A 23,318-nucleotide genomic window follows, 5' to 3' on the forward strand; every position below is an offset into this window, starting at 1 on the left:
CCAAACCGAGGATCAGCACGGTGAAAACCACCAGAGCGCCGATGAATACCCCATCCATTTTTTGTGTTCTCCGTCGTCGAAATCAGACGACTGGAACGTTATGGGAACGCGCGTAAAGGGCGGGTCAAAGGTATCGCGGCGGATATAAAAAACGTGTAAACGCGAGGCGGGAGAAGAACGGAGGCAGGACGGGCGGCGCCGCAGCGCCGCCCGCGAAGGCGCATGCCGGCATGGCGCCGGCACGCAAGGAACGGTCAGGGAACGAGGACCGTCGAGCCGGTGGTCTTGCGCGCTTCCAGATCCGCATGCGCGCGGCCGACTTCCGCGAGCGGATAGCGCTGGTTGATGCTCGTCTTCACCTTGCCCGACAGGATCACGTCGAACAGCTCGGCGGCCGCGGCTTCGAGATCGGCGCGCTTCGCGATGTACGAGAACAGCGTCGGCCGCGTGAAGAACAGCGAGCCGCGCGACGAGAATTCCTTCGAGTCGATCGGCGGCAGCGGGCCGGACGCGTTGCCGAAGCTGACGAAGTAGCCGAGCGGCGCGAGGCTGTCGAGCGAGCCGACATAGGTGTCCTTGCCGATCGAATCGTAGACGACCGGCACGCCCGCGCCGTGGGTGATCTCCTTCACGCGCTGCGTGAAGTTTTCGCGCGTGTAGACGATCGGGTGATCGCAGCCGTGCGCCTTCGCGAGTTCGGCCTTTTCGTCGGAGCCGACCGTGCCGATCACGGTCGCGCCGAGCGCCTTCGCCCATTGGCACACGAGCAGCCCGACGCCGCCGGCCGCCGCATGGATCAGGATCGTGTCGCCGGCCTTCACCGGGTACGTGCGACGCAGCAGATAGTGCGCGGTCAGGCCCTGCAGCATCACGGACGCCGCGTCGTCGTACCCGATACCGTCGGGCAGCTTCACGAGTTTCTCGGCCGGCAGCACGCGCTCCTGCGCGTACGCGCCCGGCGGCTGCGCGACGTAGGCGACACGATCGCCGACCTTCAGCGCGCTCACGCCGTCGCCGACGGCCGTCACTTCGCCGGCCGCCTCCATCCCGAGGCCCGCCGGCAGCGGCTGCGGATACAGGCCCGTGCGGAAATACACGTCGATGTAGTTGAGCCCGACCGCGTGCTGGCGGATGCGCACCTCGCCGGCCTTCGGCGCGTCGACGTCGACATCGACCCACTTCATCACGTCCGGGCCGCCCGGCTGGTCGTATCGGATTGCTTTCGGCATCGTTTTGCTCCTCGGTTGAAAGTTCAGGGAGATTCGGCCGTCAGACGACGGAGCACATGATTGTCGCGCGTTGGCAAATTCCCTGCTCACATCAGGGAAACACAAGGCGGCTCGCTTCGATTCGTCACCGGGGTCGACTCAACGGTTCGGCCTTACGAACGTACATGAAAGCCTAAAGACGGGTTCCTGCATGCCGTTAAGCTAGAGATCGGCCAGGCCGTGCCGATATGCAGACGCGCCCTCAAACCTCTACTCAAACCAAGGATTCCAGTCATGCGCATCCCCGTCGTCGCATCCATTTTGCTTGCCCTTGCCTCCTACACCGCGCAAGCCGCTACCTCGATCACGATCGATGCGAAGCAAAACTGCATTCAAAATGCGATCACGCCAGGCCCGTCGTACGGCAATTCCGCCGCGTTCCAACTCGCCCCGGGCCGATACGTCATGTCGCTTTCCGCGAATACCTTGAGCTGCTCGGGCGGGAGCGGTTGCCTGATCGATACCGTGCATGTGGTGGGCGGCATGGGTAGTGCGCGATGGGGTACGGTGGTGACGAAGCAGCCGACCGTCGTCGATGTGGGCGGCAGCGCGACGGCCCTCACCCTCTGGAGCTTCATCACCGACGACGCCTGCGCCGACAACAGCGGGCAGGCCACCCTCCTGATCCAGACGGTCAACTAATCCGCCAGCGGCAGATCGCCCCCAAAGTCGTGCAAAGGGACTCACCTTGGCAATCGGCCGCGGTCCGCGCCTAGCAAACGTCCTGCATGTTCCGCGCCAGATCGTCGAGCAGCATCCGCGCGGTCGCGACGTTGGTCGCGACCGGCACGTCGTGCACGTCGCAGGCGCGCACGAGCGCGGTGATGTCGGGGTCGTGCGGCTGCGCGGTCATCGGATCGCGCAGGAACACGACGATGTCGACGCGGCCGTCGGCCAGTTCCGCGCCGATCTGCAGGTCGCCGCCGAGCGGCCCCGACAGCTTGCGCTCGACGTCGAGCCCGTGCGCGGCGGCGATACGGCCGCCCGTCGTGCCCGTCGCGACCAGCCGGCATTGCGCGAGCGTCTCGCGATACTGGCCCGCGAGCGCGACGATCTCGTCTTTTTTCGCGTCGTGCGCAATCAATGCGATGCGGGGTTTGCTCATCTCCGTTTCCTTCGTCGTTCGGTTGTTCGGTCGTTGTGTCGTCGTCGTGAATCGAAAAGCGCGGATCAGAACGTGCCCGGATACGCGCCGCCGTCGAGCAGCCAGTTCTGCCCGGTGATGTAGCCGGCGTGCACGCTGCACAGGAACGCGCAGGCCGCGCCGAATTCGGCGCGCGTGCCGAGGCGCCCGGCCGGGATGTCCTTCGTGCGCCGCGCGCGCATCTCGTCGACCGTCACGCCCTGCGCCTTCGCCGATGCGGCTAGCGTCGTCGCGATCCGGTCGGTGTCGAACAGCCCCGGCAGCAGGTTGTTGATCGTCACGCCCTGCCCCGCGACCTTGCGCGACAGCCCCGCGACGAAGCCGGTCAGCCCCGAGCGCGCGCCGTTCGACAGCGCCAGCACGTCGATCGGCGCCTTCACGGCCGAACTCGTGATGTTGACGATCCGGCCGAAACCGCGGCCGATCATCCCGTCGACGGTCGCCCGGATCAGCTCGATCGGCGTCAGCATGTTCGACTCGAGCGCACGGATCCAGTCGTCGTGGGAGAAATCGCGGAAATCGCCGGGCGGCGGGCCGCCGGCATTCGTCACGAGAATGTCCGGCTGCGGGCACGCGGCGAGCGCGGCCGCGCGGCCGTCCGGCGTCGTGATGTCGCAGGCGACCGCCGTGACCGACACGTTCGCGCCGGCGCGGATCTCTTCCGCGGTTTCCTCCAGCGTGTCGCGCGTGCGCGCGACGATCACGAGGTTCACGCCCTCCGCGGCCAGCGCTTCCGCGCAGCCGCGCCCGAGGCCCTTGCTGGCCGCGCACACGAGCGCGGTCTTTCCTTCGATGCCGAGATCCATCGTCGCTTCCCTGGTGGTGCGCGTGCCGGCGCGGCCCCGCGTCGTCGCCGGCGGGCAGGCGAACGGGCGTGCGCGGCACGCGGATTGTCGTGAGACGTCGATAATATCCGGATCGCGCGGCGCGCCTTGGTAAAATTGCGGCCATCGGCGACGGCCGGCCCGTGCCCGCCGCCGCCCCCGATCCCCTTTCGCCGCCAAGGCACCCCGTCATGAAACAGGACAGCCGTTTCCCGAACCTCTTCATCACCGATCACCCGCTGATCCAGCACAAGCTCACGCACATGCGCGACAAGGACACGTCAACGCGCACGTTTCGCGAGTTGCTGCGCGAGATCACGCTGCTGATGGGCTACGAGATCACCCGCAACCTGCCGATCACGACCAAGCGGGTCGAAACCCCGCTGGTGGCGGTCGACGCGCCGGTGATCGCGGGCAAGAAGCTCGCGATCGTGCCCGTGCTGCGCGCGGGCATCGGGATGTCGGACGGCCTGCTCGATCTGGTGCCGTCCGCACGCGTCGGCCACATCGGCGTGTACCGCGCCGACGACCACCGTCCGGTCGAATACCTGGTGCGCCTGCCGGATCTGGAAGACCGCATCTTCATCCTGTGCGACCCGATGGTCGCGACCGGCTATTCGGCCGTGCACGCGGTCGACGTGCTCAAGCGCCGCAACGTGCCGGCCGCGAACATCATGTTCGTCGCGCTCGTCGCCGCGCCCGAGGGCGTGCAGGTGTTCCAGGACGCGCACCCCGACGTGAAGCTGTTCGTCGCGTCGCTCGATTCGCACCTGAACGAGCACGCGTACATCGTGCCGGGCCTGGGCGACGCCGGCGACCGCCTGTTCGGCACCAAGAACTGACCGAAACGAGCGGCCGCAACGGCCGCCCTGGTCGTTCGGCCATGCGCGGCGGCCCCGAACCGGCGGTCGCCGCGTGATAAAATCACGATCCATTCGACACGCGCGGCCCCGCGGCTTCATGCCCGCCGACACGGCCGCCGATTCAACGACACATTGCAACAATCGCCCGCGCTGCGCGCCCGGGCACGGAGAAAGGTATGGCTGGTCATTCGAAATGGGCCAACATCAAGCATAAGAAAGCTGCAGCCGACGCGAAGCGCGGCAAGATCTGGACCCGCCTGATCAAGGAAATCCAGGTCGCGGCGCGCCTCGGCGGCGGCGACGTCAACTCGAACCCGCGCCTGCGTCTCGCGGTCGACAAGGCCGCCGACGCGAACATGCCGAAGGACAACGTCAAGCGCGCGATCGACCGCGGCGTCGGCGGCGCGGACGGCGCGAACTACGAAGAGATCCGTTACGAAGGCTACGGCATCAGCGGCGCGGCGATCATCGTCGACACGCTGACCGACAATCGCACCCGCACGGTCGCGGAAGTCCGTCACGCGTTCTCGAAGTTCGGCGGCAACATGGGCACCGACGGCTCGGTCGCGTTCATGTTCGATCACGTCGGCCAGTTCCTGTTCGCGCCCGGCACCTCGGAAGACGCGCTGATGGAAGCCGCGCTCGAAGCCGGCGCGAACGACGTGAACACGAACGACGACGGCTCGATCGAAGTGCTGTGCGACTGGCAGGCGTTCTCGGCGGTGAAGGATGCGCTCGAAGCCGCAGGCTTCAAGGCCGAACTCGCCGAAGTGACGATGAAGCCGCAGAACGAAGTCGAATTCGCCGGCGACGATGCGGTAAAGATGCAAAAGCTCCTGGACGCGCTCGAGAACCTCGACGACGTGCAGGACGTGTATACGAACGCCGTCATCGTCGAGGAATGAAATGCCGGCCGCCGCACCTGTCGCGGCGGCGGCCCGACCGATTCCGCGGCCGGCGCGCCTGAGCGTGCCGGCCGCCCTGTTTTCTAGTCTGCGGGGAATCCCATGAAACTACTCGTCGTCGGTTCCGGCGGCCGCGAACATGCGCTGGCGTGGAAGCTCGCGCAGTCGCCGCGCGTCCAGATGGTCTACGTCGCGCCCGGCAATGGCGGCACGGCGCAGGACGAGCGTCTGAAGAACGTCGATATCACGTCGCTCGACGAACTCGCCGATTTCGCGGAACGCGAAGGTGTCGCGTTCACGCTCGTCGGGCCGGAAGCCCCGCTCGCGGCCGGCATCGTCAACCTGTTCCGCGCACGCGGCCTGAAGGTATTCGGCCCGACCCGCGAAGCCGCGCAGCTCGAAAGCTCGAAGGATTTCGCGAAGGCGTTCATGAAGCGCCACGGCATCCCGACCGCCGATTACGAAACCTTCGCCGACGCGGCGGCTGCCCACGCGTACATCGACGCGAAGGGTGCGCCGATCGTCGTGAAGGCCGACGGCCTCGCGGCCGGCAAGGGCGTCGTCGTCGCGATGACGCTCGAAGAGGCGCACGCCGCCGTCGACATGATGCTGTCGGGCAACAAGCTGGGAGACGCCAGCGCGCGCGTCGTGATCGAGGAATTCCTCGACGGCGAGGAAGCGAGCTTCATCGTGATGGTCGACGGCAAGCACGCGCTGGCGCTGGCATCCAGCCAGGACCACAAGCGCCTGCTCGACGAGGATCGCGGCCCGAACACCGGCGGCATGGGCGCGTATTCGCCCGCGCCGATCGTCACGCCGCAGATGCACGCACGCGTGATGCGCGAAATCATCATGCCGACCGTGCGCGGGATGGAGAAGGACGGCATCCGCTTCACGGGCTTCCTGTACGCGGGCCTGATGATCGACAAGGACGGCAATCCGCGCACCCTCGAGTTCAACTGCCGGATGGGCGATCCGGAAACGCAGCCGATCATGGCGCGCCTGAAGAGCGATTTCTCGAAGGTCGTCGAACAGGCGATCGCGGGCACGCTCGACACGGTCGAGCTCGACTGGGATCGCCGCACCGCGCTCGGCGTCGTGTTGGCCGCGCACGGTTACCCGGACGCGCCGCGCAAGGGCGACCGCATCAACGGGATCCCGGCCGAGACCGAACAAGCGGTGACGTTCCATGCAGGCACGACGCTCGCCGACGGCGACAAGCTCGTGACGTCCGGCGGCCGCGTGCTGTGCGTGGTCGGCCTCGCCGATTCGGTGCGCGAAGCGCAGCAGCATGCGTACGACACGATCAACCAGATCAATTTCGAAGGCATGCAGTACCGCCGCGACATCGGCTTTCGCGCGCTCAACCGCAAGAGCGCGTGACGTCGCCATCGCCGCCCCGCGCCCTCGCGGCGGCGGCCCCTCTGCCGGGGTTCGATAGAATGCCCGGCAGACGCTTTTTTTACGGCCCTCGCTCAGCGCGGGGGCAGCCAGTCCAGACATGACCGATTCGACCTACGACGTGGCGCGTGTGCGCACGTACCTCCAGGGCCTGCAGACACGTATCGCCGACGCGCTCGGCGCGCTCGACGGCACGCCGCTCGCGACCGACACGTGGCAGCGCGGGCCGGCCGAACGCCTGCGCGGCGGCGGTTGCACGCGGATTCTCGAAGGCGGCCGCGTGTTCGAACGCGCGGGAATCGGCTTTTCCGACGTCGCGGGCGACGCGCTGCCGCCGTCGGCGAGCGCGGCGCGCCCGCAGCTCGCGGGCCGCGGCTTCGAGGCGCTCGGCGTGTCGCTCGTGCTGCACCCGCGCAATCCGTACTGCCCGACCGTGCACATGAACGTGCGGATGCTGATCGCGACGAAACCGGGCGAGGCGCCCGTGTTCTGGTTCGGCGGCGGCATGGATCTGACACCGGTTTACGGTTTCGAGGACGACGCGCGGCATTTCCACCAGACCTGCAAGGACGCGCTCGACCCGTTCGGCGTCGAGCTCTACCCGCGCTTCAAGCAATGGTGCGACGAATATTTCTTCCTGAAGCACCGCAACGAGATGCGCGGCATCGGCGGGATCTTCTTCGACGATTTCTCGGAACCCGGTTTCGAACGCTCGTTTGACATGATGCAAAGCGTCGGCGATGCGTTCCTGCACGCTTATCTGCCGATCGTCGAGCGCCGCGCCGGGCTGCCGTACGGCGAGCGCGAGCGCGACTTCCAGGCATACCGCCGCGGCCGCTACGTCGAATTCAACCTCGTGTTCGACCGCGGCACGCTGTTCGGCCTGCAAAGCGGCGGCCGGACCGAGTCGATCCTGATGTCGATGCCGCCGGTCGCGAACTGGCGCTACAACTGGCAGCCCGAGCCGGGTTCGCCGGAAGCGCGCCTGTATAGCGACTTCCTCGTGCCGCGCGACTGGGTTTGAGCCCGCGCGCCCCGCTGCCCCAACGAGAGGACGCGTTTCTGGACACCACCGCCCGCCCCGCCCCGCTGCCGCGTCGTATCGGCTTGCTGGGCGGTACTTTCGACCCGATCCACGATGGCCATCTCGCGCTCGCGCGCCGGTTCGCCGGGCTGCTCGACCTGACCGAACTCGTGTTGCTGCCCGCCGGGCAGCCGTACCAGAAGCGCGACGTGTCGGCCGCCGAGCACCGGCTCGCGATGACACGCGCGGCCGCCGGCACGCTGTCGATGCCGGGCGTGACCGTGACCGTCGCCACCGACGAGATCGAGCACGCCGGCCCGACCTACACGGTCGAGACGCTCGCGCGCTGGCGCGAGCGGATCGGCCCGGATGCGTCGCTGGCGCTGCTGATCGGCGCCGACCAGCTCGTGCGCCTCGATACGTGGCGCGACTGGCGCACGCTGTTCGACTACGCGCACATCGGCGTGTCGACGCGCCCGGGCTTCGAGCTCGACGCGGCGCCGCCGGACGTCGCGCGCGAAATCGCCGCGCGGCAGGCCGGCGCCGACGTGCTCAAGGCCACGCCGGCGGGCCGCCTGCTGATCGATACGACCCTTTCGTTCGACATCGCCGCGACCGACATCCGCGCGCACCTGCGCGAATGCATCGCACGCCATGCGCAAATGCCCGACGCGTCGGCCGAACATGTGCCGGCCGCCGTATGGGCCTATATTCTTCAACATCGCCTCTACCATTCCTGAATCCATGGATATTCGCAAACTGCAGCGCGTGATCGTCGACGCCCTCGAAGACGTCAAGGCGCAAGACATCAAGGTGTTCAACACCAGCCACCTGACCGAACTGTTCGACCGCGTGGTCGTCGCCTCGGGCACCTCCAACCGCCAGACCAAGGCCCTCGCGTCGAACGTGCGCGACAAGGTCAAGGAAGCCGGCGGCGACGTCGTCAGCTCCGAAGGCGAGGACACCGGCGAATGGGTGCTGGTCGACTGCGGCGACGCGGTCGTGCACATCCTGCAACCGGCGCTGCGCCAGTACTACAACCTCGAGGAAATCTGGGGCGACAAGCCCGTGCGGATGAAGCTCGGCGGCGGCAAGGGCAACGGCTTCGCCACGGCGAGCGAAGACGACGACGAAGAGGAAGAAGCGCCCGCACGCCCGGCGCGCAAGACGGCCGCCCGGCGCCGCTAAGCCGTCACGCGTCTCCCGATGAAGCTTTTCATCCTCGCGGTCGGCCACAAGATGCCGGGCTGGATCGCATCCGGCTTCGACGAATACACGAAGCGGATGCCGCCCGAGCTGCGCATCGAGTTGCGCGAAATCAAGCCTGAACTGCGTTCGGGCGGCCGCAGCGCCGAAAGCGTGATGGCGGCCGAGCGGCAGAAGATCGAGGCCGCGCTGCCGAAGGGCGCGCGCATCGTCGCGCTCGACGAGCGCGGCCGCGACTGGACCACGATGCAGCTCGCGCAGGCGCTGCCCGGCTGGCAGCAGGACGGCCGCGACGTCGCGTTCGTGATCGGCGGCGCCGACGGGCTCGATCCGGACCTGAAAGCGCGCGCCGACGTGCTGCTGCGCATCTCGAGCATGACGCTGCCGCACGGAATGGTGCGCGTGCTGCTCGCCGAACAGCTTTACCGGGCGTGGAGCATCACGCAGAATCACCCCTACCACCGCGCATGACGCGTCGTCCTCGAGACGCGCGCCGCGCGCGCTCAACGAGATAACGACACCATGCCGTCCAGCACGTCCCCCGCGCTTTTCCCGATCCTTTACCTCGCTTCGCAAAGCCCGCGCCGCCAGGAGCTGCTGCAGCAGATCGGCGTTCGTTTCGAGTTGCTGCTGCCGCGTCCCGACGAGGACGCCGAGGCGCTCGAGGCCGAGCTGCCCGGCGAAGCCGCCGACGCGTACGTGCGGCGCGTGACCGTCGCAAAGGCCGAGGCCGCGCGTGCGCGCCTCGTCGCGAGCGGCAAGCCGGCCGCGCCGGTGCTGGTGGCCGATACCACGGTGACGATCGACGGCGCCATCCTCGGCAAGCCGGCCGACGCCGACGATGCGCTCGCGATGCTCACCCGCCTCGCCGGCCGCGAACACGCGGTGCTGACCGCCGTCGCCGTGATCGACGCCGGCGGCGAACTGCTGCCGCCCGCGCTGTCGCGCTCGTCGGTGCGCTTCGCGGCCGCGTCGCGCGACGCGTACGCGCGCTACGTCGAAACCGGCGAGCCGTTCGGCAAGGCCGGCGCGTACGCGATCCAGGGCCGCGCGGCCGAATTCATCGAGCGAATCGACGGATCCCATTCAGGTATCATGGGTCTGCCCCTTTTTGAGACTGCCGCGCTGCTGCGTACCGCACGCGTCGCCTTCTGAACCGCACCATGAACGAAGAAATCCTGATCAACCTCACGCCGCAGGAAACGCGCGTCGCACTCGTCCAGCAAGGTGCGGTGCAGGAGCTTCACGTCGAGCGCACGCTGTCGCGCGGGCGGGTCGGCAACATCTATCTCGGCAAGGTCGTGCGCGTGCTGCCCGGCATGCAGTCGGCGTTCATCGACATCGGCCTCGAGCGCGCGGCGTTCCTGCACGTCGCCGACATCTGGCATCCGCGCCTCGCGGGCGAACCGCAGTCGGGCGCGCCGCACCAGCCGATCGAGAAGATCGTGTTCGAGGGGCAGACGCTGATGGTGCAGGTGATCAAGGATCCGATCGGCACGAAAGGCGCGCGGCTGTCGACGCAGGTCAGCATCGCGGGCCGCACGCTCGTCTACCTGCCGCAGGAGCCGCATATCGGCATCTCGCAGAAGATCGAGAGCGAGGCCGAGCGCGAGGCCGTGCGCGCGCGCCTGACGGCCGTGATCCCGCCGGACGAGAAAGGCGGCTACATCGTGCGAACGATCGCCGAGGACGCCACCTCCGACGAGCTGGCCGGCGACGTCGCCTACCTGCGCAAGACCTGGGCGACGATCGTCGCGCAAGCGCAGCGGCTGCCGGCGACGAGCCTGCTGTACCAGGATCTCGATCTCGCGCAGCGCGTGCTGCGCGATTTCGCGAACGACGACACGACGCGCATCCAGGTCGATTCGCGCGAGACGTACCAGCGCCTCGCGGAATTCGCGGCCGAGTTCACGCCGGCCGTGAGCCCGAAGCTGCATCACTACACGGGCGAGCGGCCGCTGTTCGACCTGTACAACATCGAGACGGAGATCCAGCGCGCGCTGTCGCGCCGCGTCGACCTGAAGTCGGGCGGCTATCTGATGATCGACCAGACCGAGGCGATGACGACGATCGACGTGAACACCGGCGGCTACGTCGGCGCGCGCAATTTCGACGACACGATCTTCAAGACCAACCTCGAGGCCGCGCACACGATCGCGCGGCAGTTGCGGCTGCGCAACCTCGGCGGGATCATCATCATCGACTTCATCGACATGGAGAACGCCGAGCATCGCGACGCGGTGCTGTCCGAGCTGAAGAAGGCGCTGTCGCGCGACCGCACGCGCGTGACGGTCAACGGCTTCTCGCAGCTCGGGCTCGTCGAGATGACGCGCAAGCGCACGCGCGAGTCGCTCGCGCACGTGCTGTGCGAACCGTGCCCGACCTGCCAGGGCAAGGGCCAGGTGAAGACGTCGCGCACCGTGTGCTACGACATCCTGCGCGAGATCCTGCGCGAATCGCGGCAGTTCAACCCGCGCGAGTTTCGCGTGATCGCCGCGCAGCAGGTGATCGACCTGTTCCTCGACGAGGAGTCGCAGCACCTCGCGATGCTGATCGACTTCATCGGCAAGCCGGTGTCGCTGCAGGTCGAGTCGAACCTGAGCCAGGAGCAGTACGACATCGTGCTGATGTAACGTTGCGCCATCCGCCGCCGGCAGCGCCGCGCGGCGCCCCGATGCGGCGGCAGGGCCGTTCGCGCATGCCGCGCCAGCACCGCCGCCGCCCTTTCATCGATCCTTTTCGCATTCACCCCCCACACCATGAGCCAACGCCACAACCGCCGCCAGCGCAAGAAACTCCACATCGGCGAATTCCAGGAACTCGCGTTCAACGCCACCGCGCATTACCGCAACGACATGACCGACCTCGAGCGCGGCCAGTTGATCGATGCGTTCATCGACTTCGTCGAAGCGAACGGGCTGCTGACCGTCGCGTCCGCGGATGAAGGCATCGGCGCGTACGTGATCTCCGGCGCGCCGCGCGGCACGACGACCGACGCCGATCGCGAACTCGTGCGCGGATGGCTGGCCGCCCGTCCGGAGCTGACCGACGTCAAGGTCAGCGAATTCACCGACGCGTGGTATCCGGACGCCTGATTGCCCGGTTTCACGCTGCTTCAAACGGCGCCCGAGCCTGCCCCCATCACGGCGAGCCAGGCCGGCGCCGCTTCTTCCGAACGATCGTGACGGCCGCCCGCGTCGCCGGGCCGACGTTGCCGTCCGCGTATGGCGGCTCAGGCTCGTTGAGCCAGGGCAATGGCGGCGGCGCCTGCCCCACGTCGTCGTGGCCCGCGCGCCGCGCCGGACCGCCACCCGCCTCCGATCCCTTCCTTTTCCGCACGATCCGCTTGCAACCGGCCATCGAAATCGGTCCTGAAAGCAAGACACGTTAAACTCTCACCTCGCGTGGTGCGCCGCCCGCACCCGCCATCCATCGCCAGCCGCGTGCCCTCGTGCCGCCCCCGACCCATGGAGTGAGTGTCAATGAGCGGCGGACTCCCGTTTCCCGCATCCCGCAAGTCGTTGCCGTCCTCGACGGTCTTCCTGATTCTCGCCGTCGCCGCGTTGCTGTCCGGTTGCGGGCTGCTGCCGGTCCAGAATCCGCCCGCGCCGATCAGCGAGGCGCTCGTCGAGCCCGTCGAGGAGACCGCCGGCGAGCCGCTGACGATGCCGCCCGTGCCCGCGCCGACGCAACCGGAGGAACCGGAAGCGCCGAAGAAGCCGCACCGCGAGGTGACGCGGCCGAAGCCCGTGCAGCGCCCCGAATCGCCGACCCCGCCCCCGCCGCCGCCCGCGCCGCTCGTCGCGACGCGCGCGCTCGACCGCACCCAGATCCATGCGCTGCTCGACAGCGAGGTCGCGCGCCGCAACGGCAAGGTGGTCGGCCGCGCGGTCGACATGGTGGTCGACGCGAGCGGCAAGCCGCGCGAGATGATCGTCAACCTGCAGGGCTTCATGGGGATCGGCGACCGCAAGGTCATCTTCCCGTGGAACGTGTTCCGCTTCACGCCGGGCGGCAAACAGGAGCCGATCGTGCTCGACGTGCCGTCGGGCGACCTGCCGCCGGCCGCGCGGCCGAAGGCGGCGCCGCTGTCGGGCTCGGCCGCGGCGTCGCCGGCGACGCGACTACCGATGCTCGACAGCGATGTCGAACGCCCGAACGGCACGAAGATCGGCCGCATCGTCGACGTGCTGATCGACCGCGGCGCCCAGCCCCAGGCCGTCGTGCTCGACCTCGGCGGGCTCGTCAATACCGACCGCCGTTCGATCGCCGCGAGCTGGGGCGCGCTGCGCTTCGTCACGCGCGACAAGGCGCTGCACCCGCAGCTCGACCTGAACGACGCCCAGATCAAGGCATCGCCGCCGTACGCGGCCGACAAGCCGATCGTCGCCGTCTTCCCGCCTGTCGCCCCGGCCGCGCCGGCTTCGTCTGCGAGTGCCACCCGATGACGATCAAGCATTCCGTCAGCGCTCGCAGTCTGCGCTCCCTCGACTGGCTCAACTTTTTCGTTGCAAACGTTCAAACCGGGTTCGGTCCGTTCATCGCGTCCTATCTCGCGTCGCACAAGTGGACGCAGGGCGAGATCGGCATGGTGCTGTCGATCGGCACGATCAGCGCGATGGTCAGCCAGGTACCGGGCGGCGCGGCCGTCGACGCGCTGAAGAACAAGAAAGGCGCGGCCGCGTGGGCGATCGCGGCCATCATCCTGTCCGCGGTCCTGCTCGCGTCGAGCCCGACGATCGTGCCGGTGATCGCCGCCGAGGTGTTCCACGGCTTCGCGAGCTGCATGCTGGTGCCGGCAATGGCCGCGATCTCGTTCTCGCTCGTCGGCCGCGCCGATCTCGGCGACCGGCTCGGCCGCAACGCGCGCTGGGCGTCGATCGGCAGTGCGGTCGCGGCGGGCCTGATGGGGCTGACCGGCGAATATTTCTCCGCGCGCGCGGTGTTCTGGCTGACCGCCGTGCTGGCGCTGCCCGCGCTGTTCGCGCTCGCGATGATCCAGCCGACGCACGAGGTGATTCCGCAATCGTCGAAGCACGACGACGCCGACGAAGGCGAGGAACGCGAAACGCTGCTCGAGCTGCTGCGCGACCGCCGGATGCTGATCTTCGCGGCCTGCGTCGTGCTGTTCCACCTGTCGAACGCCGCGATGCTGAACCTCGCGGCCGGCGAAGTCACGGCCGGGATGGGCGAGAACGTGCAGCTCGTGATCGCCGCGTGCATCATCGTGCCGCAGGCGATCGTCGCGATGCTGTCGCCGTGGGTCGGCCGCTCCGCGCAGCGCTGGGGGCGCCGGCCGATCCTGCTGCTCGGCTTCTCCGCGCTGCCGGTGCGCGCGCTGCTGTTCGCCGGCGTCAGCAGCCCGTACCTGCTCGTGCCGGTGCAGATGCTCGACGGCATCAGCGCGGCCGTGTTCGGCGTGATGCTGCCGCTGATCGCGGCCGACGTCGCGGGCGGCAAAGGCCGCTACAACCTCTGTATCGGGCTGTTCGGGCTCGCGGCCGGGATTGGCGCGACGCTCAGCACGGCCGTGGCCGGCTACGTCGCCGATCACTTCGGCAACGCGGTCAGCTTCTTCGGGCTTGCGGCCGCCGGCGCGCTCGCGGTGCTGCTGGTCTGGCTCGTGATGCCCGAAACCCGCGTCGAAAACGGCGACGCGACGGCCGCCGAACCGGCGGCCGCCTCGCCCGAACAGGCGCATTGACGGCGGCGCGCCGCCGCTACCCGCTTCTTGGCCGACGCACGATGGATACGATCAGGACACTCAACGAAGCCCGCCAGCAGATCCAGCAGTCGATCTTCGATCTGTTCAAGGGGCTGTCATTCGGCGAGCGGCTCGCGCAAGGCGCGCTGATGGCGCTGCAGGCCGTCTGCGGCGCGTGCCTCGCGTATGCGATCGGCCGCGCGATGCATACCGAGCAGGCCGTGTGGGCGGCGATCACCGCGATCGCCGTCACGCAGCACAACTACTCGGACACGATGTCGCTGTCGCGCGACCAGTTCATCGGCGCGATGGTCGGCGGCATCCTCGGCTTCGCCGGTGCGGCGTTGGGCGGCGATCGCCTCGTCGCGTATGCGATCACGGTCGCGGTCGCGATCGTCTGCTGCTGGTGCCTGAACGTCGGCAGCGCGGCCCGGCTCGGCGGCGTGACCGCGACGATCGTGCTGCTGTTCCCGGGCAACGGCCCGCTGTGGGACGTTCCGCTGATCCGGCTCGGCGAAGTGACGCTCGGCACGGTGTGCGCGCTGGGCGTGTGCTGGCTGATGTCGAGAATCGAGCGGCGCTGGTTCCGCCGCGCGGCGGCAAAGTGACGCGGCGCCGGGCAACGCGCCCGGCAGCCGGATGAGCGATCGGACCGCTTCGTAACTGACCTCTGCGTATCGAACCGCTGCGTAACGGGTACTGGGGTACGGACCGGGTTACGGACCGACCCGCAGCACGATGCCCGACCCGATCTGCACGAGCAGGTAGTCGCCGCCGACGCCGACCCAATGGTAGCCGCGCGGCGGCGCACTCAGATGGTAGCCGCGCCAGTCGTCGACCACATACTGGCGATCGCGGAACTCGGCCGGCAGCCGGTCGCCCTTGTGCCAGTCGCGGCGCGGCCCGTCGGCCCAGCGCGGCGGCACGTCGTCTTCGCGATGCATCGCGTGGCCGGGCGGTACGTGTTTCGGGCCACGGCCGTGCTGCATCCCGTGGCCGCCACGGTCATCGCGATTGTCGTGGTCCTGCGCCATTGCCGCGGTAGCAGCGCAACCTGCCGCGATCAGTGCGGCCAGCATCATGCCGTGCATCCTCTTCATTGTCCTTCCCTCCGTGGTGTCACGTCGAACAAGAAACGACCGGGACTGCCCGACGAAGACTAGCACACGGCATCGCGGCCGCCTCACCGCGCGTTACGCCGCCTGCTGCTGGTACTGGATCCGGTGCAGGTGCGCGTAGAGGCCGCCGTGGCGCAGCAGCTCGTCGTGGCTGCCCTCTTCGACGATCTTGCCGCCCTCGAGCACGAGGATGCGGTCCGCGCGCTCGATCGTCGACAGCCGGTGCGCGATCACCAGCGTCGTGCGGCCTTCCATCAGCCGCTCGAGCGCGGCCTGCACGTGGCGCTCCGACTCCGAATCGAGCGCCGACGTCGCTTCGTCGAGAATCAGGATCGGCGCGTCCTTGTAGATCGCGCGCGCAATCGCGAGCCGCTGGCGCTGGCCGCCGGACAAGCGCATCCCGTTGCCGCCGACCAGCGTATCGAGCCCGTCGGGCATCGCGGCGACCGCATCGGCGAGGTTCGCGGCCTCGAGCGCGGCCTGCACGCGCGCGCGGTCGGGTGTCTGCCCGTATGCGACGTTCGCGGCGATCGTGTCGTTGAACAGCACGACGTCCTGGCTGACCATCGCCATCTGGCTGCGCAGCGCGTGGAGATCGTAGTCGGACACCGGCACGCCGTCGACCAGGATCGTGCCGTCCGTCGGGTCGAAGAAGCGCGGCAGCAGGTTCACGAGCGTCGTCTTGCCGCTTCCGGACGGGCCGGCCAGCGCGATCATTTCGCCCGGCGCGACCTTGAACGAGATGCGCTCGAGCGTCGGCCGTTCGGCCGCGCCGTAGTCGAACGACACCGCGCGGAATTCGATCTCGCCGCGCGCGTGCGGCAGCGGCCGGCCGCCGCCCTGCGGCTCGGCCGGCTCGTCGATCAGCCCGAAGATCAGCTCGGCGGCCGTCATCCCGCGCTGCAGCGGCTGGTTGACGTCGATCAGGTGCTTGAGCGGGGAGATCACCAGCAGCATCGACGTGACGAACGCGACGAAACCGCCGACCGTCGTCTGGTCGTTCGACGACTGCACGACCGCGATCGTGATCACCACCGCGAGCGCGATCGACGCAAGGAACTGCGTGAGCGGCTGCGCGAGGCCGCCCGAAATCGTCATGCGCATCGCGTAGCCGCGCAGGCGCTTGCTCATCGTCGTGAAGCGGTCCATCTCGTACGCTTCGCCGTTGTGCACCTTGACGACCTTGTAGCCGCCGACCGTCTCCTCGACGATGTACGACAGTTCGTTGGTCAGCGTCTGGTGCTCGCGGTTCAGGCGGCGCAGCCGGCGGTTGATCTTGCTGACGAGCCAGCCGATGCCCGGCAGGATCACCGCGACGATCAGCGTGAGCCGCCAGTTCAGGTAGAACAGGTAGCCGAGCAGGAAGATCACCGTCAGCGAGTCGCGCACGAGCGTGACCATCACGCCCGTCAGCACCGACAGGATCTGGTTGACCTCGAACACGATCGCGTTGATCACCGTGCTCGCGGTTTCGCGCTGGAAGAACGACGCGCCGGTATGGATCATCCGCCGGAACATCTCGAGCCGCAGCTGCAGCAGGATGCGGTTCGATACGTAGTTGAGCAGGTAATTCGATGCGTACTGCGATACGCCGCGCACGAGCGCGAGGCCGATCACCGCGATCGGCACGTACCATTTCGCGCGGTCGCTGCCGTGCGAGCCGAAGCCGTGGTCGAGGAGCGGCTTGAGCAGCGCCGGGATACCGGCTTCGGTGGCTGCGACGACGCCCATCGTCACCACGGCGAGCACGACGATGCCGATGAGCGGCCGGATGTACGGCCACAGGCGCTTGAGGACCGTCACCGGCGAAGTGCCGCTGCCGTCCATCGGTTTGCGAAGAGTATTCTGGGTTTCCAAGGCAATCCTTCTTGAGCCGCGATGCGGCGCCCGGCGCGCGGCCGCCCGGGTGTGCGCCCTGGTCGGGCGGGTGCCGAAAAGGGCTCAACATTATAGCTGCACCGCCCTCGCCGGCACGGCCGTCGCCGATGCTGCCCGCGGCCGGCCCGAAGGTATACTGCCGCTCACCGTTTTCTCCGCCTTTCCGACGATTTCATGGCTGAACCCTCCCTCGGCGTCGCCCTCATCGCCCTCAACGCATCCGCGCGGCTCGCCCAGTGTCTCGATGCGCTGTCGTTCGCCGACGAGATCGTCGTCGTCGACGGCGGCAGCACCGACGATACCGTCGCGATCGCGCAGGCGCACGGCGCGCGCGTGATCGTCGAGCGCGACTGGCCGGGTTTCGGCCCGCAGAAGAACCGCGCGCTCGACGCGCTCGGTACCGACTGGATCCTGTCGCTCGATACCGACGAAGTCGTCACGCCGGAACTCGCGCAATCGATCCGCGATGCGATCCGCGCGCCGGCCGCGCAGGTCTATGCGCTCGACCGGCTGTCGAGCTTCTGCGGCCAGTGGATCCATCACAGCGGCTGGTATCCGGACTGGGTGCCGCGGCTGTTCAGGCGCGGCGCCGCGCGGTTCTCGGACGATCTCGTGCACGAACGCCTCGTGTTCGAGACCGCCGCGCAGCGCCTGCCCGGCAAGCTGATGCACTACTCGTACGAGGATTTCGAAACGGTCGTGCGCAAGCTCGACGCGTATTCGACGGCCGGCGCGCGTCAGCGCCGCGCGGCCGGCCAGCGCGGCGGCTTCGGCAAGGCGCTCGGCCGCGGCGCCTGGGCGTTCGTGCGCACCTACGTGCTGCGGCGCGGGTTCCTCGACGGCCGCGCGGGCTTCATGATCGCCGTGTTCAACGCGGAAACCGTGTATTACCGCTTCCTGAAGCTCGGTCACGAACCGGCCCGCTAGGCGAGCGCCGGCGCACGGCCGGCCCGGCGTTACAATGCCGGGTTGCGCGCACCGCGCGTGCCCGCCCGAACGGCTGCGCCGCGCGCCGCCCGCCACGACGACCACCGAATCCGACCGCCATGTTCTCCATCATCATCCCGACCTGGAACAACCTGCCGTACCTCAAGCTCGTCGTCGGCAGCCTGCGCCGGCATTCCGCGTACGACCACCAGATCGTCGTGCACGTGAACGACGGCTCGGACGGCACGCTCGACTGGGTGCGCAACGAAGGGATCGAACACACCGCGTCGCCGACCAACATCGGCATCTGCCATGCGGTCAACCTGGCCGCCGCGCGCGCCGTGCGCGACTACGTCGTCTACATGAACGACGACATGTTCTGCTGCCCGGGCTGGGACACGGCGCTCGTGCGCCGCATCGAACGGATGCCGACCGACTTGTTCATGCTGTCCGGCACGATGATCGAGCCGGTCGACACGCGCAACCCGTGCGTGGTCGTCAGCGATTTCGGCCGCGACGCCGAGCAATTCGATGCGGCCGGCCTCGCCGCCGCGACGCCGAAGCTGGCGCGCGCGGACTGGCTCGGGTCGACCTGGCCGCCGACGCTCGTGCACCGCGACTGGTGGAACCGCATCGGCGGCTACAGCAGCGAGCTGTCGCCGGGCATGAGCAGCGACAACGACTTCTCGATGAAATTCTGGGACGCCGGCTGCCGGATCTTCATCGGCGTCGGCGACAGCCTCGTGTATCACTTCCAGCAGAAGAGCACCGGCAAGATCGTCAAGAACGACGGCCGCCGTCAGTTCCTGAACAAATGGGGCATGACCCAGGCGACGTTCGATCGCTATTACCTGCATCGCGGCGAGCCGGTCGGCACCCGAATCGCACTCGATACGCCGACCGTGGAAGGCCGCCTGAAGCGTGCGCTGCTGCGCTCGCGGATCAAGCGCGCGTTCAGCTGATCGAGCCCCAAAAACCGCACGGAAACCTGTCCTGCTTCGCGTATACTGCGCCGTTCGTCCCGGGTCTCTCGCCGGGGGCGCGACGCGGCGCGGTGCACGCCGTTCGCGCGCCGCATTCGTCCATACGCCAGGTTCCGATGCTTTCGTTTTCCACTCCCGCCACGCGGCGCCTGACCGCCGCCCGTGCATTCGCCGTCGCCGCGCTCTGCATGGTGCCCGTCTCGACCGCGCTGACCAACGTGTTCTGCGGGCTGTTCGCGGTCGCGCTCGTGATCTCCCCCGAATTCTGGCGCAACCTGCGCTCGTTCGTCGCCGACCCGGCTTCGCTGGCGGCGCTGCTGATCCTGGCCGCGCTGGCCGTGAGCGTCGCTTATACGGTCGCGCCGCACAACAAGGCGTGGAACTGGGTCGCGAAGTACGACAAGCTGCTGCTGCTGCCGTTCGCCGTGCTCGCGTTCCGTCATTCGAACTGGGCGCCGATCGTGCGGCGCTGCTGGTTCGCCACGCTGTGCGTGATCCTGCTGCTGTCGACGACCAACTACCTCGGGCTGACCGCGATCGGGCCGGCGCATGCGACCCAGTTGCCGCTGTCGCGCGCGTGGGTGTTCAAGAACCATATCGCCGCCGGCATGTTCGGAGCGTTGCTCTTCTACCAGGCAGCCGATCTCGCGCTGGCAGCCCGCACGATACTGTCCCGCGCCGCGTATGCGGGCATCGCTGCGTGGTCGCTCGTCAACGTATTCGTGATGCTGCAAGGACGCACGGGGCAGGTTATCGCGCTGTTGCTGATCCTCGTCGTCGCCGTGCGTTTCGTGCTGTTGCTGCGCCGGCAGTCTGCGTTGCGCGCAGGGCTCGCCGCCGGCATGCTCGTCCTCGCGGGCGCCGCGCTCGTGGTCGCCGCCTGCACGGTTCACAACGGCCGGCTGACGAAGGTCGTGACGGAAGTGCAGCAATACCGACAGAGCGACGCGGCCACGTCGACCGGGCTGCGCCTCGAGTGGTACAAGAAGGGATTCGAGCTGTATCGCCAGCGCCCGGTGCTCGGCTACGGCGCAGGCGGCCTCGAATCCGAATTCGAGAAGCTCACGGCCGGCAAGACGGCGGCCGAAGGTCAGCTCACGTCGAACCCGCACAACGAATACCTGCTGATGGCCGTGCAGCTCGGCTCGCTCGGCGTGCTGCTGTTCATCAACCTGATCGTGCAGATCGCGCGCGGCAGCCGTGCGCTCGATCCGCGCTCGCGACACCTGCTGCTCGCGTGGCTCACGATCTTCGCGATCGGCAGTCTCGCGAATTCGCTGTTGCTGGATTTCGCCGAAGGGCACCTGATCGTGCTGCTGGCCGGCATCCTGCTCGGTTGCGGCGAGCGTAGCGAAGCGCTGCCGCGCGAAACGTCGGCGATCCGCCGCAGCGTGTAACGCACGCCTGCATACGTTCCGCTGCCCACGCCGACCGGTTCGGCGGCAGCGGACATCCCCGGTCGATGCGGGCGAGCCGCGTGGTTCTCCGCGAAACGAAGCCCCCTGCCAACGAAGAAAAACGCGCGTTTGCCGTGCGTCAGTCGGATCCGGCGCGGCGCAGTCGCGACGTGTCGACGACGACGTCGGCCGGGCCCGGCGGATTCAGCCCGAGCATCTCGGCAGCCGCGGCCTTCACGCGCTGCGCCCCAAGATGGACGAGGCAGTCGCTGCGGCTGTCGACATGACGCTCGCAGCCTTCGTGCCGGCACGGCACGCAATCGCCGTCCCCTTGCAGCAGCCACACGTTCCCGTGCCGGCCCGAGCCGCGCAGCGACCACGGATTCTCGGTCGCGGGCCAGTGCTGCGGCCACGGCCCCCAGCGCACGGGATCGGACGGCCCGAACAGTGCAATCGTGTCGGTGCCGGTCGCGGCCGCGACGTGCGTCGCGCCGGTGTCGGGCCCGATGAAGAGCCGTGCGCGCCGCACGAGCTCCGCGCTCTCGCCGAATGTCAGGCGCCCGACCAGATTCAGCAGGTCGCCGCCCGCCTCGTTCGCGATCTGCTCCGCATACTCGCGCTCGCGGTCGGCCGGCCCGCCCGACAACGCGACCGCGAAGCCCTGCTCGCGCAGCCAGCCGATCATTTCGACCCAGCCGTCGAGCCGCCATTGCTTGTAACGGAACATCGGATACGGATGCAGCACGACCAGCGGCTTGCCGGCGCGGATCGCGGGCGACTCGGCGAGCCACGCGTCGAACCGCGCGCGCCGCGCGGGATCGTCGCCGATGCCGGGTGCGACGACCTCGGACACCGGCTCGATGCCGATCACCGGCGCGAGTGCGAGCGTACTGACGACCGTATGCGCGGATTCGTGGTGATTGATCGCGATCCCGTTCAGCATCATCCGCGTGAGCCACGTGACGCGGTTCGGGTCGACGAGACCGACCCGCTTGCGGCCGGCGAACCAGCTATAGAAACGCGGCCGGTCGGAACTCAACGCCGCGCACGCGAGATCGTAGCGGCGCCACATCGACAGCGCGTCGCGCAGCCGCTCGCCAAACCCCGCGCGCTGCGCGACCACGATCACGCGCCGCACGTCCGGATTGTGCTCGAGCACGCCCTCGGTGCCGCGAAACACCAGCATGTCGATCTGCGCGTCCGGCCAGCGAGCCTTCAGCGATCGGACGAGCGGCGTCGTCAGCAGCACGTCGCCGATACGGCGCGGCGCGGCAACGAGGATGGTTCTGGGCGGACGGGCGGAAGAAAACAGGGCCACGGCGATCGTCTGGCTGGCTGAACAAGGCTGGCAATGTACAGGATTTTGCAGCAGCCGGCGCGGCATCGCGCACCGGCCGCGCCGGCAGCCGCGATGCGGCCCCGCCAGCGGGGGCGTCGTGCGGTACGCGGCCGCGATGCGCCCCCGGCGCTACGAAGCGGTCGTGACGATCGCGGCCGCCGTGGCGGCGGCCGGCTGCTCAAGCGCCGCGTCGGCCGCAGCGTCGTCGCGATGGCCGGCCTGCGGCAGCAGGTGGTGCACCGCGCGCTCGACCGCATCGACGCCGATCGCATCGACGGTCGGGCCCGCGCGCAGAATCACGTGCGGCACGCCCAGCGGATGCCAGCGCAGGTATTTCTCGGGACGGTCCTCGAACAGTGCGGCCACCGGTACGCCGAGCGCCGACGCAAGGTGGACGGGTGCGCTGTCGGCCGAGACGATCATATCGAGCAGGCTCGCGGCCGCCACCAGTTCGGCGATCGACGCAGGCGCGACATGCCGTGCATTCACGTCGCGCCATACCTCGTCTTCGACAGCCGGGCCGATGGCCGGATCGCGAAACACGATCACGTCGGCGACCGGTGCGAGCCGCTCGCCGAGGTCGCGCCAGCGGTCGGCGGGCCAGCGGCGCTCGACCGCCTTGTTCGACACGAACAGCCCGACGCGCGGCTTCGTCCGCGCGCCGAGCAGGCGATGCCACGCCTCCTGCAGCGTGCGATCGGGATGCACCGACAGCTCGAGACGGTCGAGATCGGCGCAGCCGAGTTCGGGCACGAGCCGGAAGCCCGACAACGCTTCATGGCACATCGGCCGCTGCGCGACATGCTCGGGCTTGCGATCGTCGAATTCGGTCCTGGCATCGTGCCAGCGGCAATCCTTCGCGCGAAGCTGGCGCGCGAACTGCATGCTGCTGCGATGCATGCCGCCGTTCGGCACGATCACGAGGTCGAACCGCAAACGGCGCAAACGGCGTACGAGTCGCAACCGGTCGAAGAAGGCGCGCATCCGCCCGGGACGGTCGTTGCGCTCGCACTGACGGCTGTACACGTAGGTATGGACCGTGTGCACGTTCGGGTTTCCGGCCAGCGCGGCCGCGTTGTAGCGGTTCGCGACCACATGCAGCTCCGCGCTCGGCCAACGCGCCTTCAGCGCGCGGAGAAACGCCGTCGTGCACAGCATGTCGCCCAGAAAATCAATCCGGATCACGAGGATCCGCTGCGTCGGGTTCCCATCGGCCATAGTCATGTGGTGACAATCCGTTTTTTTATCGTCGCGACGGGCCGTTCCACGGCATCCCGTTCGGAGGCTACACTGCCGCGCGTTGCCGCACCCCGTATGGACCCGCCCCTGTTTATTCG

Annotated in this window: 24 protein-coding genes; 17 read left to right on the top strand and 7 right to left on the bottom strand. The window is 68.4% G+C overall.

Features of this window, described 5'->3' with window-relative positions; genetic code table 11:
• Positions 1–254 precede the first annotated feature (254 nt).
• On the bottom strand, positions 255–1,229 hold the full coding sequence (locus WS89_RS12810; protein ID WP_059499213.1) for a quinone oxidoreductase family protein: 975 nt from the start codon (positions 1,227–1,229) through the stop codon (positions 255–257).
• Positions 1,230–1,502: 273 nt separating this feature from the next.
• On the opposite strand from WS89_RS12810, the gene WS89_RS12815 reads away from it, so the two are divergent.
• Positions 1,503–1,910: a hypothetical protein gene (locus WS89_RS12815; protein WP_059791312.1), complete on the top strand. Its 408-nt coding sequence runs from the start codon at positions 1,503–1,505 to the stop codon at positions 1,908–1,910.
• Between the two features lie 70 nt (positions 1,911–1,980).
• Here WS89_RS12815 and WS89_RS12820 read toward each other — a convergent pair whose 3' ends face one another.
• Together WS89_RS12820 and WS89_RS12825 are read right to left on the bottom strand one after the other, a co-directional pair.
• Positions 1,981–2,373: a methylglyoxal synthase gene (locus WS89_RS12820; protein WP_034208002.1), complete on the bottom strand. Its 393-nt coding sequence runs from the start codon at positions 2,371–2,373 to the stop codon at positions 1,981–1,983.
• Between the two features lie 65 nt (positions 2,374–2,438).
• Positions 2,439–3,218, bottom strand: coding sequence for an SDR family oxidoreductase (locus WS89_RS12825; RefSeq protein ID WP_059499212.1), 780 nt, complete (start codon positions 3,216–3,218; stop codon positions 2,439–2,441).
• 209 nt (positions 3,219–3,427) lie between these two features.
• On the opposite strand from WS89_RS12825, the gene upp reads away from it, so the two are divergent.
• The 13 genes from upp (at position 3,428) to WS89_RS12890 (ending at position 14,947) form a co-directional block, all read left to right on the top strand.
• On the top strand, positions 3,428–4,078 hold the full coding sequence (gene upp, locus WS89_RS12830; RefSeq protein WP_006481871.1) for a uracil phosphoribosyltransferase: 651 nt from the start codon (positions 3,428–3,430) through the stop codon (positions 4,076–4,078).
• Positions 4,079–4,275: 197 nt separating this feature from the next.
• Positions 4,276–5,004 (top strand): YebC/PmpR family DNA-binding transcriptional regulator, encoded by a 729-nt coding sequence (locus tag WS89_RS12835; protein WP_059499211.1) that lies wholly within the window; start codon positions 4,276–4,278, stop codon positions 5,002–5,004.
• A 102-nt stretch (positions 5,005–5,106) separates the two neighbouring features.
• Positions 5,107–6,387: a phosphoribosylamine--glycine ligase gene (gene purD, locus WS89_RS12840; RefSeq protein ID WP_059791314.1), complete on the top strand. Its 1,281-nt coding sequence runs from the start codon at positions 5,107–5,109 to the stop codon at positions 6,385–6,387.
• Between the two features lie 118 nt (positions 6,388–6,505).
• Positions 6,506–7,429 carry an oxygen-dependent coproporphyrinogen oxidase gene (hemF, locus tag WS89_RS12845; protein ID WP_059499209.1) on the top strand — a complete coding sequence of 308 codons (924 nt, stop codon included), beginning with the start codon at positions 6,506–6,508 and terminating at the stop codon, positions 7,427–7,429.
• A complete protein-coding gene (locus WS89_RS12850; protein ID WP_059499208.1) occupies positions 7,426–8,169 on the top strand; it encodes a nicotinate-nucleotide adenylyltransferase in 744 nt (247 codons plus the stop codon). Before hemF ends, WS89_RS12850 begins: the two co-directional genes overlap by 4 nt.
• Positions 8,170–8,173: 4 nt before the next feature.
• Positions 8,174–8,617: a ribosome silencing factor gene (gene rsfS, locus WS89_RS12855; protein WP_059791316.1), complete on the top strand. Its 444-nt coding sequence runs from the start codon at positions 8,174–8,176 to the stop codon at positions 8,615–8,617.
• A gap of 18 nt (positions 8,618–8,635) precedes the next feature.
• The gene (gene rlmH, locus WS89_RS12860; RefSeq protein WP_034208007.1) at positions 8,636–9,106 is read left to right on the top strand and encodes a 23S rRNA (pseudouridine(1915)-N(3))-methyltransferase RlmH; all 471 of its coding nucleotides are present in this window, start codon (positions 8,636–8,638) and stop codon (positions 9,104–9,106) included.
• A gap of 51 nt (positions 9,107–9,157) precedes the next feature.
• Positions 9,158–9,790 carry a Maf family protein gene (locus WS89_RS12865; protein WP_059791318.1) on the top strand — a complete coding sequence of 211 codons (633 nt, stop codon included), beginning with the start codon at positions 9,158–9,160 and terminating at the stop codon, positions 9,788–9,790.
• Positions 9,791–9,798: 8 nt separating this feature from the next.
• Complete coding sequence (gene rng, locus WS89_RS12870; protein ID WP_059791320.1) at positions 9,799–11,268, top strand: ribonuclease G; 1,470 nt, start codon at positions 9,799–9,801, stop codon at positions 11,266–11,268.
• Positions 11,269–11,394: 126 nt separating this feature from the next.
• Complete coding sequence (locus tag WS89_RS12875) at positions 11,395–11,730, top strand: YggL family protein (RefSeq protein ID WP_034208010.1); 336 nt, start codon at positions 11,395–11,397, stop codon at positions 11,728–11,730.
• Between the two features lie 387 nt (positions 11,731–12,117).
• Positions 12,118–13,083 (top strand): PRC-barrel domain-containing protein, encoded by a 966-nt coding sequence (locus WS89_RS12880; protein ID WP_059499205.1) that lies wholly within the window; start codon positions 12,118–12,120, stop codon positions 13,081–13,083.
• Positions 13,080–14,339: an MFS transporter gene (locus WS89_RS12885; protein ID WP_059499204.1), complete on the top strand. Its 1,260-nt coding sequence runs from the start codon at positions 13,080–13,082 to the stop codon at positions 14,337–14,339. The genes WS89_RS12880 and WS89_RS12885 overlap by 4 nt, the downstream gene beginning before the upstream one ends.
• A 41-nt stretch (positions 14,340–14,380) precedes the next feature.
• A complete protein-coding gene (locus WS89_RS12890) occupies positions 14,381–14,947 on the top strand; it encodes an FUSC family protein (RefSeq protein WP_034208013.1) in 567 nt (188 codons plus the stop codon).
• Between the two features lie 108 nt (positions 14,948–15,055).
• Here the strand turns inward: WS89_RS12890 and WS89_RS12895 are convergent, their stop codons facing one another.
• Together WS89_RS12895 and msbA are read right to left on the bottom strand one after the other, a co-directional pair.
• Entirely contained in the window at positions 15,056–15,439 is a 384-nt protein-coding gene (locus WS89_RS12895) for an RcnB family protein (RefSeq protein ID WP_059499202.1), read from the bottom strand.
• A gap of 93 nt (positions 15,440–15,532) precedes the next feature.
• Complete coding sequence (msbA, locus tag WS89_RS12900; RefSeq protein ID WP_059791322.1) at positions 15,533–17,284, bottom strand: lipid A export permease/ATP-binding protein MsbA; 1,752 nt, start codon at positions 17,282–17,284, stop codon at positions 15,533–15,535.
• A 225-nt stretch (positions 17,285–17,509) separates the two neighbouring features.
• Between msbA and WS89_RS12905 the strand changes: the two genes are divergently transcribed.
• The 3 genes from WS89_RS12905 to WS89_RS12915 all read left to right on the top strand — a co-directional run bounded on the left by WS89_RS12905 (position 17,510) and on the right by WS89_RS12915 (position 20,642).
• Positions 17,510–18,262 carry a glycosyltransferase family 2 protein gene (locus WS89_RS12905; RefSeq protein WP_059499200.1) on the top strand — a complete coding sequence of 251 codons (753 nt, stop codon included), beginning with the start codon at positions 17,510–17,512 and terminating at the stop codon, positions 18,260–18,262.
• Between the two features lie 119 nt (positions 18,263–18,381).
• Positions 18,382–19,224 (top strand): glycosyltransferase family 2 protein, encoded by an 843-nt coding sequence (locus WS89_RS12910; protein WP_059791324.1) that lies wholly within the window; start codon positions 18,382–18,384, stop codon positions 19,222–19,224.
• Between the two features lie 137 nt (positions 19,225–19,361).
• Positions 19,362–20,642, top strand: coding sequence for an O-antigen ligase family protein (locus WS89_RS12915; RefSeq protein ID WP_059791326.1), 1,281 nt, complete (start codon positions 19,362–19,364; stop codon positions 20,640–20,642).
• Positions 20,643–20,781: 139 nt separating this feature from the next.
• Here WS89_RS12915 and WS89_RS12920 read toward each other — a convergent pair whose 3' ends face one another.
• Both WS89_RS12920 and WS89_RS12925 read right to left on the bottom strand, forming a co-directional pair.
• Complete coding sequence (locus WS89_RS12920; protein WP_059791328.1) at positions 20,782–21,960, bottom strand: glycosyltransferase family 9 protein; 1,179 nt, start codon at positions 21,958–21,960, stop codon at positions 20,782–20,784.
• Positions 21,961–22,110: 150 nt separating this feature from the next.
• Positions 22,111–23,199 carry a glycosyltransferase family 9 protein gene (locus WS89_RS12925; RefSeq protein WP_059499196.1) on the bottom strand — a complete coding sequence of 363 codons (1,089 nt, stop codon included), beginning with the start codon at positions 23,197–23,199 and terminating at the stop codon, positions 22,111–22,113.
• Positions 23,200–23,318: the final 119 nt, after the last annotated feature.

This window comes from Burkholderia sp. MSMB1072 (assembly GCF_001524725.1).
Taxonomy (GTDB): Bacteria; Pseudomonadota; Gammaproteobacteria; order Burkholderiales; family Burkholderiaceae; genus Burkholderia.

Coding starts and splice junctions, on each gene's coding strand:
- WS89_RS12820 (WP_034208002.1), bottom strand. CDS start 2,373: ATGAGCAAACCCCGCATCGCATTGATTGCGCACGACGCGAAAAAAGAC.
- WS89_RS12890 (WP_034208013.1), top strand. CDS start 14,381: ATGGATACGATCAGGACACTCAACGAAGCCCGCCAGCAGATCCAGCAG.
- rlmH (WP_034208007.1), top strand. CDS start 8,636: ATGAAGCTTTTCATCCTCGCGGTCGGCCACAAGATGCCGGGCTGGATC.
- WS89_RS12910 (WP_059791324.1), top strand. CDS start 18,382: ATGTTCTCCATCATCATCCCGACCTGGAACAACCTGCCGTACCTCAAG.
- rsfS (WP_059791316.1), top strand. CDS start 8,174: ATGGATATTCGCAAACTGCAGCGCGTGATCGTCGACGCCCTCGAAGAC.
- WS89_RS12875 (WP_034208010.1), top strand. CDS start 11,395: ATGAGCCAACGCCACAACCGCCGCCAGCGCAAGAAACTCCACATCGGC.
- WS89_RS12810 (WP_059499213.1), bottom strand. CDS start 1,229: ATGCCGAAAGCAATCCGATACGACCAGCCGGGCGGCCCGGACGTGATG.
- WS89_RS12925 (WP_059499196.1), bottom strand. CDS start 23,199: ATGGCCGATGGGAACCCGACGCAGCGGATCCTCGTGATCCGGATTGAT.
- WS89_RS12905 (WP_059499200.1), top strand. CDS start 17,510: ATGGCTGAACCCTCCCTCGGCGTCGCCCTCATCGCCCTCAACGCATCC.
- WS89_RS12880 (WP_059499205.1), top strand. CDS start 12,118: ATGAGCGGCGGACTCCCGTTTCCCGCATCCCGCAAGTCGTTGCCGTCC.
- WS89_RS12815 (WP_059791312.1), top strand. CDS start 1,503: ATGCGCATCCCCGTCGTCGCATCCATTTTGCTTGCCCTTGCCTCCTAC.
- WS89_RS12835 (WP_059499211.1), top strand. CDS start 4,276: ATGGCTGGTCATTCGAAATGGGCCAACATCAAGCATAAGAAAGCTGCA.
- WS89_RS12865 (WP_059791318.1), top strand. CDS start 9,158: ATGCCGTCCAGCACGTCCCCCGCGCTTTTCCCGATCCTTTACCTCGCT.
- WS89_RS12915 (WP_059791326.1), top strand. CDS start 19,362: ATGCTTTCGTTTTCCACTCCCGCCACGCGGCGCCTGACCGCCGCCCGT.
- msbA (WP_059791322.1), bottom strand. CDS start 17,284: ATGGACGGCAGCGGCACTTCGCCGGTGACGGTCCTCAAGCGCCTGTGG.
- purD (WP_059791314.1), top strand. CDS start 5,107: ATGAAACTACTCGTCGTCGGTTCCGGCGGCCGCGAACATGCGCTGGCG.
- upp (WP_006481871.1), top strand. CDS start 3,428: ATGAAACAGGACAGCCGTTTCCCGAACCTCTTCATCACCGATCACCCG.
- rng (WP_059791320.1), top strand. CDS start 9,799: ATGAACGAAGAAATCCTGATCAACCTCACGCCGCAGGAAACGCGCGTC.
- hemF (WP_059499209.1), top strand. CDS start 6,506: ATGACCGATTCGACCTACGACGTGGCGCGTGTGCGCACGTACCTCCAG.
- WS89_RS12895 (WP_059499202.1), bottom strand. CDS start 15,439: ATGAAGAGGATGCACGGCATGATGCTGGCCGCACTGATCGCGGCAGGT.
- WS89_RS12885 (WP_059499204.1), top strand. CDS start 13,080: ATGACGATCAAGCATTCCGTCAGCGCTCGCAGTCTGCGCTCCCTCGAC.
- WS89_RS12825 (WP_059499212.1), bottom strand. CDS start 3,218: ATGGATCTCGGCATCGAAGGAAAGACCGCGCTCGTGTGCGCGGCCAGC.